This window comes from Pseudomonas sp. 10C3, assembly GCF_036346185.1.
Lineage (GTDB): Bacteria > Pseudomonadota > Gammaproteobacteria > Pseudomonadales > Pseudomonadaceae > Aquipseudomonas.
In genome coordinates, this window is sequence record NZ_JASJVE010000012.1 from 104,018 (window position 1) to 119,634 (window position 15,617).

General features: G+C 56.3%; 17 protein-coding genes and 1 other RNA gene. 6 read left to right on the top strand and 12 right to left on the bottom strand.

Going from position 1 to position 15,617, the window contains the following annotated elements:
- Nucleotides 1-2: 2 nt before the first annotated feature.
- The 3 genes from mraZ to rsmI form a co-directional block, all read right to left on the bottom strand.
- Nucleotides 3-458, bottom strand: coding sequence for a division/cell wall cluster transcriptional repressor MraZ (gene mraZ, locus QN399_RS13470; RefSeq protein WP_322181825.1), 456 nt, complete (start codon nucleotides 456-458; stop codon nucleotides 3-5).
- A gap of 307 nt (nucleotides 459-765) precedes the next feature.
- Nucleotides 766-1,123: RNase P RNA component class A (rnpB, locus tag QN399_RS13475), an RNA gene on the bottom strand.
- Between the two features lie 86 nt (nucleotides 1,124-1,209).
- Nucleotides 1,210-2,064: a 16S rRNA (cytidine(1402)-2'-O)-methyltransferase gene (gene rsmI, locus QN399_RS13480; RefSeq protein ID WP_322278452.1), complete on the bottom strand. Its 855-nt coding sequence runs from the start codon at nucleotides 2,062-2,064 to the stop codon at nucleotides 1,210-1,212.
- Between the two features lie 289 nt (nucleotides 2,065-2,353).
- On the opposite strand from rsmI, the gene QN399_RS13485 reads away from it, so the two are divergent.
- The 4 genes from QN399_RS13485 to QN399_RS13500 all read left to right on the top strand — a co-directional run bounded on the left by QN399_RS13485 (nucleotide 2,354) and on the right by QN399_RS13500 (nucleotide 5,849).
- Nucleotides 2,354-4,168, top strand: a complete 1,815-nt coding sequence (locus tag QN399_RS13485; protein WP_322217955.1) for a penicillin-binding protein activator — start codon at nucleotides 2,354-2,356, stop codon at nucleotides 4,166-4,168.
- A complete protein-coding gene (locus QN399_RS13490) occupies nucleotides 4,168-4,539 on the top strand; it encodes a YraN family protein (RefSeq protein WP_322181829.1) in 372 nt (123 codons plus the stop codon). The genes QN399_RS13485 and QN399_RS13490 overlap by 1 nt, the downstream gene beginning before the upstream one ends.
- Nucleotides 4,540-4,680: 141 nt before the next feature.
- Entirely contained in the window at nucleotides 4,681-5,274 is a 594-nt protein-coding gene (locus QN399_RS13495) for a phosphoheptose isomerase (RefSeq protein WP_219062266.1), read from the top strand.
- The gene (locus QN399_RS13500) at nucleotides 5,271-5,849 is read left to right on the top strand and encodes a BON domain-containing protein (RefSeq protein ID WP_322181831.1); all 579 of its coding nucleotides are present in this window, start codon (nucleotides 5,271-5,273) and stop codon (nucleotides 5,847-5,849) included. The genes QN399_RS13495 and QN399_RS13500 overlap by 4 nt, the downstream gene beginning before the upstream one ends.
- Nucleotides 5,850-5,942: 93 nt before the next feature.
- Here the strand turns inward: QN399_RS13500 and QN399_RS13505 are convergent, their stop codons facing one another.
- The 7 genes from QN399_RS13505 to rplM all read right to left on the bottom strand — a co-directional run bounded on the left by QN399_RS13505 (nucleotide 5,943) and on the right by rplM (nucleotide 10,898).
- Entirely contained in the window at nucleotides 5,943-6,356 is a 414-nt protein-coding gene (locus tag QN399_RS13505; RefSeq protein WP_322181832.1) for a ClpXP protease specificity-enhancing factor, read from the bottom strand.
- A gap of 17 nt (nucleotides 6,357-6,373) precedes the next feature.
- Nucleotides 6,374-6,991 carry a glutathione S-transferase N-terminal domain-containing protein gene (locus QN399_RS13510; RefSeq protein ID WP_219062269.1) on the bottom strand — a complete coding sequence of 206 codons (618 nt, stop codon included), beginning with the start codon at nucleotides 6,989-6,991 and terminating at the stop codon, nucleotides 6,374-6,376.
- A gap of 232 nt (nucleotides 6,992-7,223) precedes the next feature.
- A complete protein-coding gene (locus QN399_RS13515) occupies nucleotides 7,224-8,003 on the bottom strand; it encodes a cytochrome c1 (RefSeq protein ID WP_330201039.1) in 780 nt (259 codons plus the stop codon).
- Nucleotides 8,003-9,214, bottom strand: coding sequence for a cytochrome bc complex cytochrome b subunit (locus QN399_RS13520; RefSeq protein ID WP_322181836.1), 1,212 nt, complete (start codon nucleotides 9,212-9,214; stop codon nucleotides 8,003-8,005). Before QN399_RS13520 ends, QN399_RS13515 begins: the two co-directional genes overlap by 1 nt.
- A complete protein-coding gene (gene petA / locus QN399_RS13525; RefSeq protein WP_219062272.1) occupies nucleotides 9,214-9,807 on the bottom strand; it encodes a ubiquinol-cytochrome c reductase iron-sulfur subunit in 594 nt (197 codons plus the stop codon). The genes QN399_RS13520 and petA overlap by 1 nt, the downstream gene beginning before the upstream one ends.
- 255 nt (nucleotides 9,808-10,062) lie before the next feature.
- A complete protein-coding gene (rpsI, locus tag QN399_RS13530) occupies nucleotides 10,063-10,455 on the bottom strand; it encodes a 30S ribosomal protein S9 (protein ID WP_219062273.1) in 393 nt (130 codons plus the stop codon).
- A 14-nt stretch (nucleotides 10,456-10,469) separates the two neighbouring features.
- A complete protein-coding gene (gene rplM / locus QN399_RS13535) occupies nucleotides 10,470-10,898 on the bottom strand; it encodes a 50S ribosomal protein L13 (RefSeq protein ID WP_322181840.1) in 429 nt (142 codons plus the stop codon).
- Between the two features lie 249 nt (nucleotides 10,899-11,147).
- On the opposite strand from rplM, the gene QN399_RS13540 reads away from it, so the two are divergent.
- Nucleotides 11,148-12,185, top strand: coding sequence for an NADP(H)-dependent aldo-keto reductase (locus QN399_RS13540; protein WP_330201040.1), 1,038 nt, complete (start codon nucleotides 11,148-11,150; stop codon nucleotides 12,183-12,185).
- Nucleotides 12,186-12,202: 17 nt separating this feature from the next.
- On the opposite strand, the gene QN399_RS13545 is transcribed toward QN399_RS13540, so the two are convergent.
- A complete protein-coding gene (locus tag QN399_RS13545; RefSeq protein ID WP_322217960.1) occupies nucleotides 12,203-13,339 on the bottom strand; it encodes an acyl-CoA dehydrogenase family protein in 1,137 nt (378 codons plus the stop codon).
- Nucleotides 13,340-13,558: 219 nt separating this feature from the next.
- Here QN399_RS13545 and QN399_RS13550 point away from each other — a divergent pair, with 219 nt between their 5' ends.
- A complete protein-coding gene (locus QN399_RS13550; protein WP_322182858.1) occupies nucleotides 13,559-14,479 on the top strand; it encodes a GlxA family transcriptional regulator in 921 nt (306 codons plus the stop codon).
- Between the two features lie 38 nt (nucleotides 14,480-14,517).
- Here QN399_RS13550 and zapE read toward each other — a convergent pair whose 3' ends face one another.
- Entirely contained in the window at nucleotides 14,518-15,612 is a 1,095-nt protein-coding gene (zapE, locus tag QN399_RS13555; protein ID WP_219062277.1) for a cell division protein ZapE, read from the bottom strand.
- Between the last annotated feature and the right edge of the window lie 5 nt (nucleotides 15,613-15,617).

Below are 15,617 nucleotides of genomic sequence, written 5' to 3' on the forward strand. Positions count from 1 at the left end.
AGTCACAGGATCAAATCACGCAGTTCATCAGGCATAGCGCCCGGTTGTTGAATGGCCGCCAGATCCGCTTCAGCAAGAGCGTTCCAGGCGTCCTCGTCCCACAGTTGAAACTTATTAAGCTGGCCAACTAACATCACGCGCTTATCTAACTTGGCATAATCGCGAAGGCGCGGCGGGACCAGAAAACGGCCGCTACCATCGAGCTCCAAATCAACCGCATTCCCGATCAATAATCGTTGCAAGCGACGGTTCTCTTCACGAAATGTGGGCAAATCACGCAATTTGGCTTCAATCAATTCCCATTCGGATAATGGGTACAAACATAAGCAGGGACTGGCAGCATCAATTGTCACGATCAACTGCCCGGCACTACGCGAATCCAGCTCGTCGCGGTACCGGCTCGGCATAGCGAGACGGCCCTTTGCATCGAGATTGATTGCATTAGCACCACGAAACACAGCCGCGATCTCCAAATATTAACTTTTTACGCCGAAAAAACCCACTTCATGCCACTTTTCGCCACTTGTGCACACTATAGGAATGCGCCCACCACACCGTCAAGGCGCGGTCCTAAGGAAAACCCTTACAGATCGGAGATTTAGGAGGGTAAAAACAGGTGAAGGAACAATTTCTCAATTGTTTTGACGAATAAACCTGAATTGACTCAGAGCACTGCAGCTCGAAGTTAAAGTGATTTATCAAGAGTAAGATTTTTTTGATATTACAAAAGCGCTTCTGCTACGAAAAAGCAGAGAGAGGGAAAAGGTGGAGAGTCGATCTGTAAGCCGGGTTCTGTCGAGGACAGTCATTCCTCTACGACGGCCATCACTGGACGCCTTTAGCAACCTACCCGGTTCCAGCGCGGGCCACGCCTTGGAACCCTATTTGGTCTTGCTCCGAGTGGGGTTTACCTTGCCACGAACTGTTGCCAGACGTGCGGTGCGCTCTTACCGCACCTTTTCACCCTTACCGGCACCGAAGTGCTTAGGCGGTTATTTTCTGTGGCACTTTCCGTAGGCTCGCGCCTCCCAGGCGTTACCTGGCACTCTGCCCTATGGAGCCCGGACTTTCCTCCCCCCCCTATTGCGGAACAATAGAAGGCAGCGACTGTCCAATCGACTCTCCGCCGCCAAGGTTAGCGGCACGGACGCTCAAGAACAAGCTTTAATAAGCCCCGCGCGTTTTGACTGTTAGGCCGAGAAGGATCTTTTATCCATCTTTCTGTTTCTCCAGCGCTACCTGATAAAGCAAATTCTTGCGCACACCCGTGATCTCCGCCGCCAATGCCGCCGCGCGCTTGAGAGGCATTTCTTCCAGCAGTAAATCCAGAATACGCCGAGCTTCGGTGCCGATGACATCCTCGTCTTCAGGCAACGTCCAGCCCGCGACCAGCACCACGCATTCGCCGCGCTGCTGATTACTGTCACCTTCGACGAACGCACGAAGCTCTGCCAAGGGCAGACCTTTGAGGGTTTCGAAGGTTTTAGTCAGCTCGCGCGCCAACAATGCTGGACGCTCAGGGCCGAACACCAATTCCAGGTCTTGCAGGCACTCGAGGATGCGGTGTGGCGCTTCATAAAAGATCAACGTGCGCGGCTCTTCTTTCAACAACTCAAGTCGCGCCCGTCGCCCTACCGCCTTAGCGGGCAAGAAACCTTCGAAAATAAACCGGTCCGAGGGCAAGCCAGCCGCTGACAAGGCGGCGATCAGCGCACAGGCACCCGGCACCGGGACCACCGCGATGCCGGCGGCACGCGCCTGTCGGACCAGGTGATAACCCGGATCAGAGATAAGCGGCGTCCCTGCATCGGAGATCAGTGCGATGTCATCGCCCGCGAGCAGCCGTGTAATGAATCGACTCCCCTCCTCACGCTCGTTGTGCTCGTGACAGGCAGCCAAGGGCGTGGAAATACCGAAATGCTGCATCAACCGTAACGAGTGGCGAGTATCTTCAGCGGCAATTAGCGCAACCTCGCGCAACACTTTTAATGCGCGCACGCTCATGTCATCCAGGTTACCGATAGGCGTGGCCACGACATAAAGCGAGCCAGCAGCGGAATTCAAAGCACCTGGAGCAGTCAAAGCGCACACCTCTTGAGTTAACAAAAAAACGCATTGTACAGATTACGGCATGAACCAATGGGTAGCCGGTCAAGGTCAGCACTTAAAAAAGAATGAAAAAAGCGTTTGCTTTCGCTGCAATAGAGGATGAACAGCATGAAAAAAGGCTGAATTCATCCTTATTTCCCGGCCCAACGACCAATATGACCGCTTTAACGCCACTAACATCGCGCCCCGGCCAGTGCTTGGGTACAATTCCCCGCTAATTTGCTCGAGTATCAGGAACACTTACATGATCGCTTGCCTGCGGCTGTTCTCTGCCCTCTTTCTTGCTGCCCTGTTGGCAGCTTGCGCCAGCTCGCCCTCGTCAAGTCTTGGCGAGCTTCCACGCACTCCTGACGCCAGCATCGAGCAATTGCTCGAACAAGCCGCTGCCGCCAAGTCGCCCGATAAAGCTGCACTACTGAGACTCAGTGCAGCCGATCAGGCCAATCGACAACGTGACCCGGGGCGTGCCGCGCGCATTCTCGAGCAGGTGCCTCTTGATCAGCTCAAGCCCGCGCAACAAGTGTATGCCAGCACACTATCGGCTGAACTAGCGCTGGGCCGAAACCAGCCCAAGGCCGCGTTGACAGCCCTGAGCCACCCAAGTTTGCAACGACTGGGCGAACTGCCAGTCGAGCAGCAGATCCGTACAGGACTGGTTCAGGCACGCGCACTGGAAGCCGACGGGCAGATAATGCCTGCCGCCAGCGAGCGGGTATTTATCGCGCCATTGCTCAAGGGCCCTGAAGCCAGCGCTAACCATGAAGCGATCTGGACACTGGTTGCTGCCTTGCCCACCGAGCAACTGCAAAGCACCAGCAACAATGACCTGAGTGGATGGCTGAGCCTGGCCCGCGCAGTCAAAGGCGGTGGCACCCTGGAGCAACAACAGGCGGCCATCGATACCTGGAAAGCGCAAAACCCACAGCACCCAGCGGCCCTGCAACTGCCGGCCCCACTGGCCCAGCTCAAAGCGCTGACCAGTGAACCGCTGACCAAAATCGCCCTGCTGCTGCCGCAAGATGGCCCGCTCGCATCTGTTGCCCGTGCATTGCGCGAAGGCTTTATGGCTGCCCACTACCAGGCGCAGCAGGCGGGCCAAAAGCCGCCAGCCATTGAAGTGTTTGACAGTTCGCACCTGACCTCTCTCGATGACTTCTACCGCCAAGCCAAAGCATCGGGTGTGCAGCTGGTCATCGGTCCGCTGGAAAAGCCGCTAGTCAAACAACTGAACAGCCGCCCGCAATTGCCTATCACCACACTGGCGCTGAACTACAGCGACGCAGGCCGGGATGGACCTCCACAACTGTTCCAGTTCGGCCTTGCCGCTGAAGACGAAGCCCGCGAAGTCGCACGTCGCGCCTGGGCCGACGGCAAGCGCAGCGCCGCAGCCATGGTCCCTAAAGGCGAATGGGGCGATCGCGTCCTGGATGCCTTCCGCCAAAGCTGGCAAGCGGCCGGCGGCACGTTTATCGTTGCTGAACACGTCGACCAGCCTGTCGCCCTGGCCCAGCAAATCGCTGATATGTTCCAGCTCCGGAACAGCGAAGCCCGCGCCAAGAGCCTGCAAAGCACCGTCGGCACGCAAGTAGCGGCACAACCGACACGTCGCCAGGACATTGATTTCATCTTCCTTGCGGCAACACCCCAGCAAGCGCAGCAGATCAAGCCAACGTTGGTATTCCAGTACGCAGGCGATGTTCCGGTATACGCAACTTCACACCTGTTCACCAACAGCGGCGACCAAGCACAGTATCTGGATCTGGAAGGCATTCGCTTCTGTGAAACGCCGTGGCTGCTCAACGCCAACGACCCACTGCGCCAGCAAGTGACCGTGCAATGGCCACAAGCGGCAGGCAGCCTTGGCCGCCTGTACGCCATGGGGATCGACGCTTATCGTCTGGCACCGCGCCTGGCACAGCTCAAAACCCTGCCAGACAGCCGCATCGACGGCCTGACCGGCAGCCTGAGCATGGGTTCGGGTCAACGTGTCGAGCGTCAACTGCCATGGGCCCAGTTTGTCGGCGGCAAGGTTCAGCATCTGCCGGACACTCCGCGTTAATGCCGAGCACCCCTCAGCAACAAGCAGGGCGCGAGGCTGAAGCCTACGCCCTGAAACATTTGCAACAACAGGGCCTGCGCCTGATCACGCAGAACTGGTTATGCAAACGAGGCGAGCTCGATCTGGTCATGCTCGACGGCGATACAGTAGTATTCGTCGAGGTTCGCTATCGACGTCACGCAGGCTGGGGCGGAGCGCTGGAAAGCGTGGATACCCGCAAGCGTGCAAAGCTCATACTTGCCGCACAGTTTTTTCTCCAGAAAGAGTCGCGCTGGGCAGATTCCCCATGCCGTTTCGATGTGGTGGCCATTAATGGCGACCCCGGCAGCGCGCCTCCGCTGGACTGGGTGAAGAACGCATTTGATAGCTGATTCATAGCGCCCGACTGGCCAACCCTGGACGGCGCGCTTTAAAGCCCTGATGTATAGAAAGTCCACACACCGATTTCGCTCTTTGCTTTGCAGGCTGCACTTTCTTGTGCCTGGAGCAGCCGCCCTACTTAAGGTCACCCGATGGACATGCAATCCCGAGTTCGCCAGCTTTTCCAGGCCAGCATCGACACCAAGCAGCAGGCGATGGAAGTTCTTGCCCCCTACATTGAGCAAGCCAGCCAGGTCATGGTGAATGCCCTGCTCAACGAGGGCAAAATGCTTTCCTGTGGCAATGGTGGCTCGGCCGGCGACGCACAGCACTTCTCCTCGGAGCTGCTCAATCGCTTCGAGCGTGAACGCCCAAGCCTGCCCGCGATTGCGCTGACCACCGACAGCTCGACGATCACGTCCATCGCCAACGACTACAGCTATAACGAAATTTTCTCCAAACAGATCCGTGCACTGGGTCAACCGGGCGATGTCCTGCTGGCGATTTCCACCAGCGGCAACTCGGCGAACATTATTCAAGCCATCCAGGCCGCACATGATCGCGAAATGATTGTCGTAGCATTGACGGGTCGCGACGGTGGCGACATGGCCTCGTTGCTGCTGCCAGAGGACGTGGAGATACGTGTCCCGGCCAAAGTCACCGCACGGATTCAAGAAGTCCACCTGCTGACGATCCATTGCCTATGCGATTTGATCGACAGCCAACTGTTCGGGAGTGAAGAATGACCCCTAATCGCCTTAGCCTACTGGCTTTGACACTGTGCCTCAGCATCAGCGGATGCAGCTCGGTCCTGACCGCAACCCGCGACAAACCCATAGAGGATGATCGCGGCACCCGGACTTTCGGCAGCAAGATTGATGACTCCCTGATCGAAACCAAGGTCGCGGTCAACGTTGCCAAGGCCAACCCCGATCTCGATGAAGGCTCACACATCATCGTCACCAGCTTTAACGGCATCGTATTGCTCGCTGGCCAGACACCACGTGCCGATCTGAAAGCCCTTGCAGAGCAAGCCGCAAGCTCTGTACAGCGCGTCAAGAAGGTCAATAACGAACTTCAAGTCATGCCGCCCTCCTCGATCCTCGCTCGCAACAACGATGCCTGGCTGACTACCAAGATCAAGACACAGATGCTGACTGACAACACCATTCCGGGCTCGCGCATCAAAGTCGTGACCGAAAATGGCATCGTCTACCTGCTGGGTCTGGTGACTCAACAGGAAGCCACCCGCGCAACCAACCTGGTGCAGAACGTGTCCGGCGTACAAAAAATCGTCAAACTGTTTGAGTATATTGATTAACGGCAACACACCCGTTTTGCCTTAACAGCAAAACCGCGAATCAAAAAAGGCGATCCCTGGGGATCGCCTTTTTTTTGACTCGTTTGCTTCAGATCACTTGACCACTTTCAGACTGGGCCTGCCGGTAGGTCGCGGTGGTTCGCTACCTGGTGGCGGACTGTCATCATCCGGCTCGATCACGTCGTCATCCTCCAGCGGAGGCTCCAGATCAAAAACCATACCCTGGCCATTCTCCCGGGCATAAATGCCCAGAATCGCAGCTACAGGGACGTACAACGTGTGCGGCACGCCACCGAAGCGGCCTTCAAAGCTGACGGCATCGTTATCCATGTGCAGATGACGCACGGCACTGGGCGATACATTCAAAACAATCTGGCCGTCATTGGCGAAGCCCTGAGGGACCTGCACCGACGGGTACTCCGCATTGACCAGCATATGCGGGGTGCTATCGTTATCGACGATCCACTCATACAAAGCGCGAATCAAATAAGGGCGACTGGAGTTCATTAACGGCTCCTTAAGCCTTAGCGCATATCGCGTTCAGCACCGGACAGACTTGTCTGGAAAGCTTCACGCGCAAATTGGCGCTCCATGTAATCAAGCAGCGGCTTGGCTGGCCGCGGCAATTCTATACCCAGGATCGGGAGACGCCAGAGTATGGGCAATAGACAACAGTCGACCAGACTTTGATCTTCACTGAGGAAAAAAGGTTTATCCGCGAACAGCGGAGAAACGCCAGTAAGGCTTTCACGCAGCTCTTTACGCGCCTGAACACGCGCGGGCTCTTTGCTGCGCGAATCCAGAATCAAATCCACCAGACCACACCAATCACGCTGAATACGATGAATCAGCAGACGGCTATTGGCACGCGCGACCGGATAGACCGGCAGCAGAGGTGGATGCGGGTAACGCTCATCCAGATATTCCATTATCACTGTCGACTCGTACAGCGCCAGGTCACGATCGACCAGTGTTGGCACGCTGCCGTACGGGTTCACCTCGATCAGCTTCGGCGGATGACGACCCGCCACTACATCAATGATCTCAGCGCTGACACCTTTCTCTGCGAGCACAATGCGCACGCGGTGGGAATAGTGGTCGGCGGGGTCGGAGTAACAGGCCAACCGATTGGTCACGCCCATGGCGGTCCTCCTCGCTTGTTAAAGTTTTCAGAAGCAGAAAAACGAGCGCGCCCAAAGGGCGCCTCCGATATCGACTGCGCAGAAACAGGTGGCCGTTGAAAGCAGCCCGGCGGCTCATCCATCGAACATGAATGACCCAACCCGACCGCCCTCGCCCTACCTGCCCCACGCTCGTTATCTTTAAAGAGACGCCCTAGGGCGCGCATCGTTAACAGCAGGGATTACAACTTGATCAATGGACATCTTTCCAGTATTCGCGCTTCAGCAGGTAAGCGAATACGAAGAAGAACGCCAGGTAGAGCAATACATACGTACCGATGCGCTGATGCTCCAGCTTCACCGGGTTCGCCGAGTAGGCCAGGAAGGTCACGATATTCTTGACCTTCTCATCGAACTGCTCTTCGGTCAGCGCACCGGTTTTCGGCAACACGGTCAGTTGATCGCACGCTTCATGAGTCAGCGGAGTACCGGTCAATGGATCATATTGCTTCTTGCCGTCCTCAACCACTTGCACTTGCTTGCAACCAATCACCTGACGACCTTGCAGGCCTGCCAGAACGTTTGGCATGCCGACGTTCGGGAAAATCACGTTGTTCACGCCCCAAGGACGTGTCGGATCTTCGTAGAACGAGCGCAGGTAGCTGTAGAGCCAGTCAGTACCACGCACACGAGCCGCCAGGGTCAGATCGGGCGGTGCCGCGCCGAACCAGGCTTTCGCATCAGAAGGCTGCATGCCGATACTCATGTGGTCGCCAATTTTGGCGCCGGTGAATATCAGTTTTTCCTGCATTAGATCGTGAGGGATGCCCAAATCGTCCGCAACGCGTTCATAGCGCTGAAACTTGGCACTGTGACAACCCATGCAGTAGTTGGCGAAGGTACGCGCCCCATCCTGCATCGCGGCCTTGTCAGACACGTCGATATCGACCTTCTCCAACTCAGGGCCCTCTGCGTTTGCAAAGGACAGGGTAGGCAGAAGCGCAAACATCAATACAGCAAATAGCTTTTTCATCAGCCAGTCACCCTTTCTGGAACCGGTTTGGTCTTCTCGAGCCGGGTATAGAACGGCATCAGAATGAAGTAGGCGAAGTACAAGAATGTACAGACCTGCGACAGGATCGTGCGCTCAGGGGTTGGTGGCAGAACACCCAACACACCCAGAATCACGAAGGCTATGCAGAACACTACCAACCAGCCCTTGCTCAGCCAGCCTTTGTAGCGCATGGACTTGACCGGACTACGGTCGAGCCATGGCAACACGAACAGTACGGCAATCGCAGCACCCATGGCGATAACGCCCATGAGTTTGTCCGGAATCGCACGCAGGATCGCGTAGAACGGCGTGAAGTACCAAACAGGAGCAATGTGCAATGGGGTCTTGAAGGCGTTCGCCACTTCGAAGTTAGGCTTCTCGAGGAAGTAACCACCCATTTCCGGGAAGAAGAACACGATCGAGCAGAAGATGAACAGGAACACCACCACGCCGACGATATCTTTCACGGTGTAGTACGGGTGGAAGGCAATGCCGTCCAGCGGTATACCGTTTTCGTCTTTGTGTTTCTTGATGTCGACGCCATCAGGGTTGTTCGAACCGACTTCATGCAGCGCCAGAACGTGCAACACCACCAGACCCAGAATGACGATCGGCAAAGCGACCACATGAAGGGCGAAGAAGCGGTTCAGGGTAATCCCGGAAATCAGGTAGTCACCACGAATCCACTGCGTCAGGTCGCCGCCAATCACCGGAATCGCACCGAACAGCGAGATGATCACCTGGGCGCCCCAGTAGGACATCTGGCCCCAAGGCAGCAGATAACCCATGAAGGCTTCAGCCATCAGCGCCAGGTAGATCAGCATCCCGAAGACCCAAACCAACTCGCGCGGCTTCTGGTAGGAACCGTAGAGCAAGCCACGGAACATATGCAGATAAACCACGATAAAGAAGGCAGAGGCCCCGGTGGAGTGGAGGAGGCGCAGGATCGAGCCATATTCCACGTCACGCATGATGTATTCGACGGAAGCAAACGCCTCTTCAGCCGACGGCGTGTAACTCATGGTCAGCCAGACACCTGTAACGATCTGATTGACCAGCACCAGCAAAGCCAGCGAGCCGAAGAAGTAGAAGAAGTTAAAGTTTTTTGGTGCGTAATATTTGCTGAGATGGTCTTCCCACATTTTTGTGGCGGGAAAGCGCGCATCAACCCAGTCCATGAACTTGCTCATCACGCTTTCTCCGGATCGACGCCAATGACAATAACATTGTCCGACTCATAGGAATGCGGCGGCACTGGCAAATTCAAAGGGGCTGGTTGCGATTTGTAGACGCGTCCGGCCAGATCGTAGTGAGAGCCGTGGCATGGACAGAAGTATCCGCCCACCCAGTCTTTACCCAGATCAACGGGTGCGACTTCAGGACGAAACGTCGGAGAACAGCCTAAGTGGGTACAAATTCCGACCAACAGAAGAATCTCTGGCTTGATCGAACGTGTCTCCGGGTCGACGTAGGTCGGTTGTATTGAGTTCTTGGAGTTCGGATCGGAAAGTTGCCCTTCGATCTTCTTCAGATTTCCCAATATTTCTTCGGTACGACGAACGATGAACACCGGCTGACCTCGCCACTCAGCAATCATCTGCTGACCGGCTTCGATCTTGCTGACATTCACCTTTACCGGTGCACCTGCGGCTTTCGCCTTGGCACTGGGAAACCATGACCCCACGAACGGGACCGCAGCCCCCACCGCTCCTGCAGCACCCACGACGGACGTGGCTGCTACAAGGAAGCGACGCCGGCCTGCATTCACGCCGTCATTGCTCATTCCGTTCCTCTCCCATCAGCTCTGTGACCTGTTAAACCAGGCATCTACTAAGTAAAAATCTGAACTGTGTAAAAATTTTGCCGAATGGTAATGAAAAGCCCCTTAGTTGACAAGGTAATTACCATCCTGAAACGGCTTGAAGCCTTATAACACGCGGCGCCCGCTGATGTGGCAAGTTGTCACACCTAAAATGAACGCCCATAAAAAACGCCCAGCTCCGAAAGGAAACTGGGCGCTTTTGAACGAAGCAGCGAATTAACGCTTCGAGTACTGCGGACGCTTACGCGCTTTACGCAGGCCAACTTTCTTACGTTCAACTTCACGAGCATCGCGAGTCACGAAGCCTGCTTTGCGCAGAGCGCCGCGCAGGGTTTCGTCGTACTGCATCAGAGCGCGAGTGATACCGTGGCGGATTGCGCCAGCTTGACCACTTACACCGCCACCGATAACAGTGACGTAGATGTCGAACTTCTCGGTCATCTCGGTCAGTTCCAACGGCTGACGAACTACCATACGGGCAGTTTCGCGACCGAAGAACCCATCGAGGGTACGGTTGTTGATGGAGATGTTACCGGTACCAGGACGCAGGAAAACGCGAGCGGTTGCGGTCTTGCGACGGCCAGTGCCGTAATTTTGAGTCGCCGACATAATGAACTATTCCGTTAAAACTTCAGTTCTTGGGGCTGCTGAGCAGTATGAGGGTGTGCAGTGCCCGCATAGACTTTCAGCTTACGATACATGTCGCGACCCAGCGGGTTTTTAGGCAGCATGCCTTTAACCGCGGTCTCGATCACGCGCTCAGGAGCTTTGGCAATCAGCTTTTCAAAGTTGATCGACTTGATCCCGCCCGGAAAACCGGAGTGTGAGTAGTAGATCTTGTCGGTGGCTTTAGCACCGGTAACGCGGATTTGCTCAGCGTTGATAACGACGATGTAATCGCCAGTATCGACGTGCGGAGTGTATTCCGGTTTGTGCTTGCCACGCAGACGGCTCGCGATCTCGGTCGCCAGACGACCCAGGGTCTGACCAGCAGCGTCGACGACGAACCAGTCGCGCTTAACTGTTTCCGGTTTAGCAGTAAAAGTCTTCATTCTTTAATAGCCTCAGGGGCCGCCCTGATAAATTAGACGGCGGATCTTACTGAATAGTGCGTACTTTGACAAGGTCAAAGGCAGCCGGAAACAGACGCTGTCGGGGGCTCGGGTCGGCGCGTCCGTAATACGGCAAGATTCTTCGGCAGACGGCGCATCACTTCCACTGCAAAGAGCTGCGGAATTATGCCGATTGCGAAAAAAATTTCAACCTGCTTTTATGATTCCCCTCAATTTAAGGAGAAAAATATGGATTACCGCCGACTCGGCCGGACCGACCTGAATGTCAGCGCCCTGTGTCTGGGCACCATGACCTGGGGCGAGCAGAACAGCGAAACAGAGGCCTTTGCACAGATCGAAAGAGCCAAGGCTGCCGGGATCAACTTCATTGATACGGCGGAAATGTACCCTGTACCCCCCAAAGCCGACACCTACGCCACCACTGAGCGGTTCATCGGTAATTACTTCAAAACCCGAGGTGATCGCGCCGACTGGATTCTGGCCAGCAAGATCGCCGGGCCTGGCAACACCATTGATTACATCCGTGACGGCAACCTCAAACACAATCGCGAGCACATCGTTGCCGCCGTGGATGCCAGCCTCAAGCGCCTGCAGACTGACTACATCGACTTGTACCAGCTGCATTGGCCCGAACGCAGCACCAACTTCTTCGGCCAACTGGGCTACACGCACAAAGAAGGCGAGTTCACGCCCCTCGAAGACACCCTCGAAGCACTCGACGCGCAGGTCAAGGCTGGCAAAATCCGGCACATCGGCCTGTCCAACGAAACGCCGTGGGGCACAATGAAATTTCTGGAGTTGGCGCAAAGCCGCGGCTGGCCGCGTGCAGTGTCGATCCAGAACCCTTACAACCTGCTCAATCGGACGTTCGAGGTCGGCCTTGCAGAAATCGCCATTCGCGAGCAATGCGGCCTGCTGGCTTACTCGCCACTGGCCTTCGGCATACTGTCAGGAAAGTACGAAAACGGCGCACGACCGCCCAAAGGCCGCCTGAGCCTTTACAGCCGCTTCAGCCGCTATTTCAATCCGCAATCGGAAGCCGCCTGCAGCCGTTACGTCGCTCTGGCGCGTGAGCACGGCCTCGACCCTGCGCAAATGGCCCTGGCTTTTGTCACTTGCCAACCGTTCGTCACCAGCAACATCATCGGCGCGACCTCCCTCGAACAACTGGACAGCAATATCGCCAGTTTCGAGCTAAATCTTTCCGATGAAGTGCTGGCAGGCATCGAAGCGATTCACAAGGATCACCCAAACCCGGCGCCGTAATACGGCGCCAACCTGCGTTACAACGCCCGGGCGATGATCTCTTTCATGATTTCGTTGGTCCCGGCGTAAATCCGCTGCACCCGAGCATCCGCCCAAGCCCGGGCAATCGGGTATTCCCACATGAAGCCGTAGCCACCATGCAGTTGCACGCACTCGTCGAGCACCTTGCATTGCAGGTCCGTGCACCAATACTTCGCCATCGCGGCTGTCGGCACGTCCAGCTTGCCTTGCAGATGAAGCTCCAGGCAACGATCAACGAACACGCGACCGATCTGCACTTCGGTCGCGATTTCGGCGAGCTTGAAGCGAGTGTTCTGGAACTCGGCAATCGCCTTGCCGAACGCCTTACGCTCCCGGGTGTACGCCAACGTCCACGCCAAGGCCGCCTCAGCCGATGCCAAGGCCCCTATGGCGACGGTGAGGCGCTCCTGCGGCAATTCCTGCATCAAGTACGCGAACCCCATGCCAGCCTGCCCCAAGAGGTTCTCCTTGGGCACACGCACATCTTGGAAAAACAGTTCAGACGTGTCTTGCGCCTTCATCCCGACCTTTTCCAGACGCTTACCCTTGGCGAAGCCCGGTGCATCGGCTTCAACCAGGAACAAACTGGTGCCTTTGGCGCCCGCTTTGGGGTCGGTCTTCGCCACCACAATGACCAAATCGGCCAGAAAGCCGTTGGTGATGAACGTTTTCGAACCGTTGATCACATACTCGTCACCGTCCAGCACGGCGGTGGTCTTCACCCCTTGCAGGTCCGAGCCTGCGCCCGGCTCGGTCATCGCGATCGCGGTCACCATCTCGCCCGACACCAGCTTGGGCAGGTACTTGAGCTTCAACGCTTCGCTGCCGTAATGCAGGATGTACGGCGCAACGATGTCCGAGTGCAGAGAGAAACCAATACCAGTCAAACCCAACCGACCGACCTCCTCGATCACCACGGTACTGTAAAGGAAGTCAGCCGCCATGCCGCCATATTCCTCGGGCAGGTGCGAGCACAGCATCCCCTGCTCCCCCGCCTTGTTCCAAAGTGCACGGTCGATGTAGCCCTGTTTTTCCCATTGAGCATGAAAAGGCACGGCCTCCTGTTCGAGGAATTTACGTACGCTACTACGGAAAAGTTCGTGCTCGGAGCTGAACAGGGTTCTAGGGATCATGCGGCACCTGCGAAAGTGGGTAAGCCCGGATTGGCATGCAGAGCCTAAGCCCATGACCTGCGCAAGGACACTGGACACATCCGCCAAAAAATAAGACGATCCAGCCGTTGTTTGACCACTTTCCCATATAAGAACAAAAGAATTATGTCTACCCAACACTCCGCGCCCCTGCGGCGCGTCAGCATCCTGGCCATTGAGGGGGTATTCGCTTCAACCCTGATGCAAGCCAAAGATTTTTTCCATCTCGCCAGCCTGCGCTACGGCAAACAGCTGGGCCAGGGCCTCAAAACGACTTTCGAAACCCGTATCGTCAGCCCAGACGGGCTTCCTGTGCGCAGTTTCAGCGATGTGATCCTGCCCGTGGATGGCGGCCTGGAACACAGCGATGTGATCATCCTGCCCGCGTTCTGGGATGACTTCGATGCACTGTGCCTGCGCTACCCTCAAGTGCTGCCATGGCTGCGCGAGCAACACGCCAAGGGCGCCGTACTGTGCGGCGAAGCCAGCGGCGTTTTCTGGCTGGCACAGGCAGGCCTGCTCGATGGCAAGGAGGCGACCACTTATTGGCGATTCTTCAGCGAGTTTGGCGAGCGCTTCCCTGCGGTGCTACTCAATCAGGAAAAGCACCTGACCGATGCGGACAATGTGTATTGCGCGGGCGGCACGACGTCAGCCTGCGACCTGTACATCTACCTGATCGAGCGCTTCTGCGGGGCCAATGTCGCGCAAGCCGTAGCCCGCGACATTCTTTACGAGGTGCAACGCAACTATTCGCCGGGACGAATGGGTTTCGGCGGGCAAAAACTGCATCAGGACGTGATCATTCTGCAGATACAGCAATGGCTCGAAGAGCATTTTGCTGACAAGTTTCGCTTCGAAGATGTCGCCCGGGAACACAGCATGAGCATCCGCAACTTCATGCGCCGCTTCCAGACCGCCACGGGAGACAAGCCCCTGCATTACCTGCAAAGGCTGCGCATAGAAACCGCCAAGGGCCTGCTTTCCGGCACCCGCAAAAGCATCAAGACCATCAGCTACGAAGTCGGCTACGACGATGCCAGCTTCTTTGCCCGACTCTTCCGCCAGCACACCGAACTGTCACCGAACCAGTATCGACAACAGTTTCTGCAAGCGGCTTGAGGTGAATGGGCACACCCTACGAAGGCTGTGCATCCAGCCTAGGGCTTGTGTGCCCGCGACAGGAACTCATGGGACTGCATTTCCAGCAGACGGCTGAGCGTGCGCTGGAACTCGAAGTTCAAGCGGCCACCGGTGTACAGGTCTTTTAGCTCAACCTCGGCGGAAATGATCAGCTTGACGTTGCGGTCGTAGAACTCGTCGACCATGTTGATAAAGCGCCGAGCGATATCGTCAGTGGTCACACTCATCTGCTCGACGCCGCTGATCAACACGGCGTGAAAGATTTTGCCGAGTTCAATGTAGTCATTCTGGCTGCGCGGGCCGTCGCACAGTTCACGAAAATCGAACCAGGCCACGTCATCGCACGTCAGCAGCGCGCGAATCTCACGATTCTCGATCATCAGCACGTCGTCCTTGGTCGCTTGGGCGCAGTCCGGAGTCAATGCACGGAAACTCTTGCGCAGGCTCTCCTCGGCGGCAGCATCGAGCGGAAAATGGAACAGCTCGGCTTGCTCCAGATGGCGCAGACGGTAATCCACACCGCTGTCGACGTTAACGATTTCAGTGTGCTGCTTGATCAGGGCGATGGCAGGCAAGAAGCGCGCGCGCTGCAGACCGTCTTTGTACAGACCGTCCGGCACAATGTTCGACGTAGCGACCAGGGTTACGCCGTTTTTGAACAACTCTTCCATCAAGGTCCCGAGAATCATCGCATCGGTGATGTCCGAAACGAAAAATTCATCGAAGCAGATCACTCGCGCCTCATCGGAAAAACGCTTGGCAATCAGGACCAGCGGATTCTTCTCGCCGCTGAGAGTCCTCATCTCTTCGTGCACACGCTTCATGAAGCGGTGGAAGTGAGTGCGAACCTTTGCCTTGAACGGCAAGGCTTCGAAGAAGGTATCGACCAGGTACGTCTTGCCCCGGCCAACGCCACCCCAGAAGTACACGCCCTTGACGGGCACCTGCTCTTTCTTGCCGAACAGTTTGCCGAACATCCCTGGCTTGTTCTGCTGCGCGGCGACCAGATCGTCGTACAGGCGCTGCAAATGGCGCACAGCGTTTTCCTGCGCAGCATCGTGGAAGAAGTCGGGGTTTTTCAGATCAGCTTGATATCGTTCTAGGGGGGTCATATTCG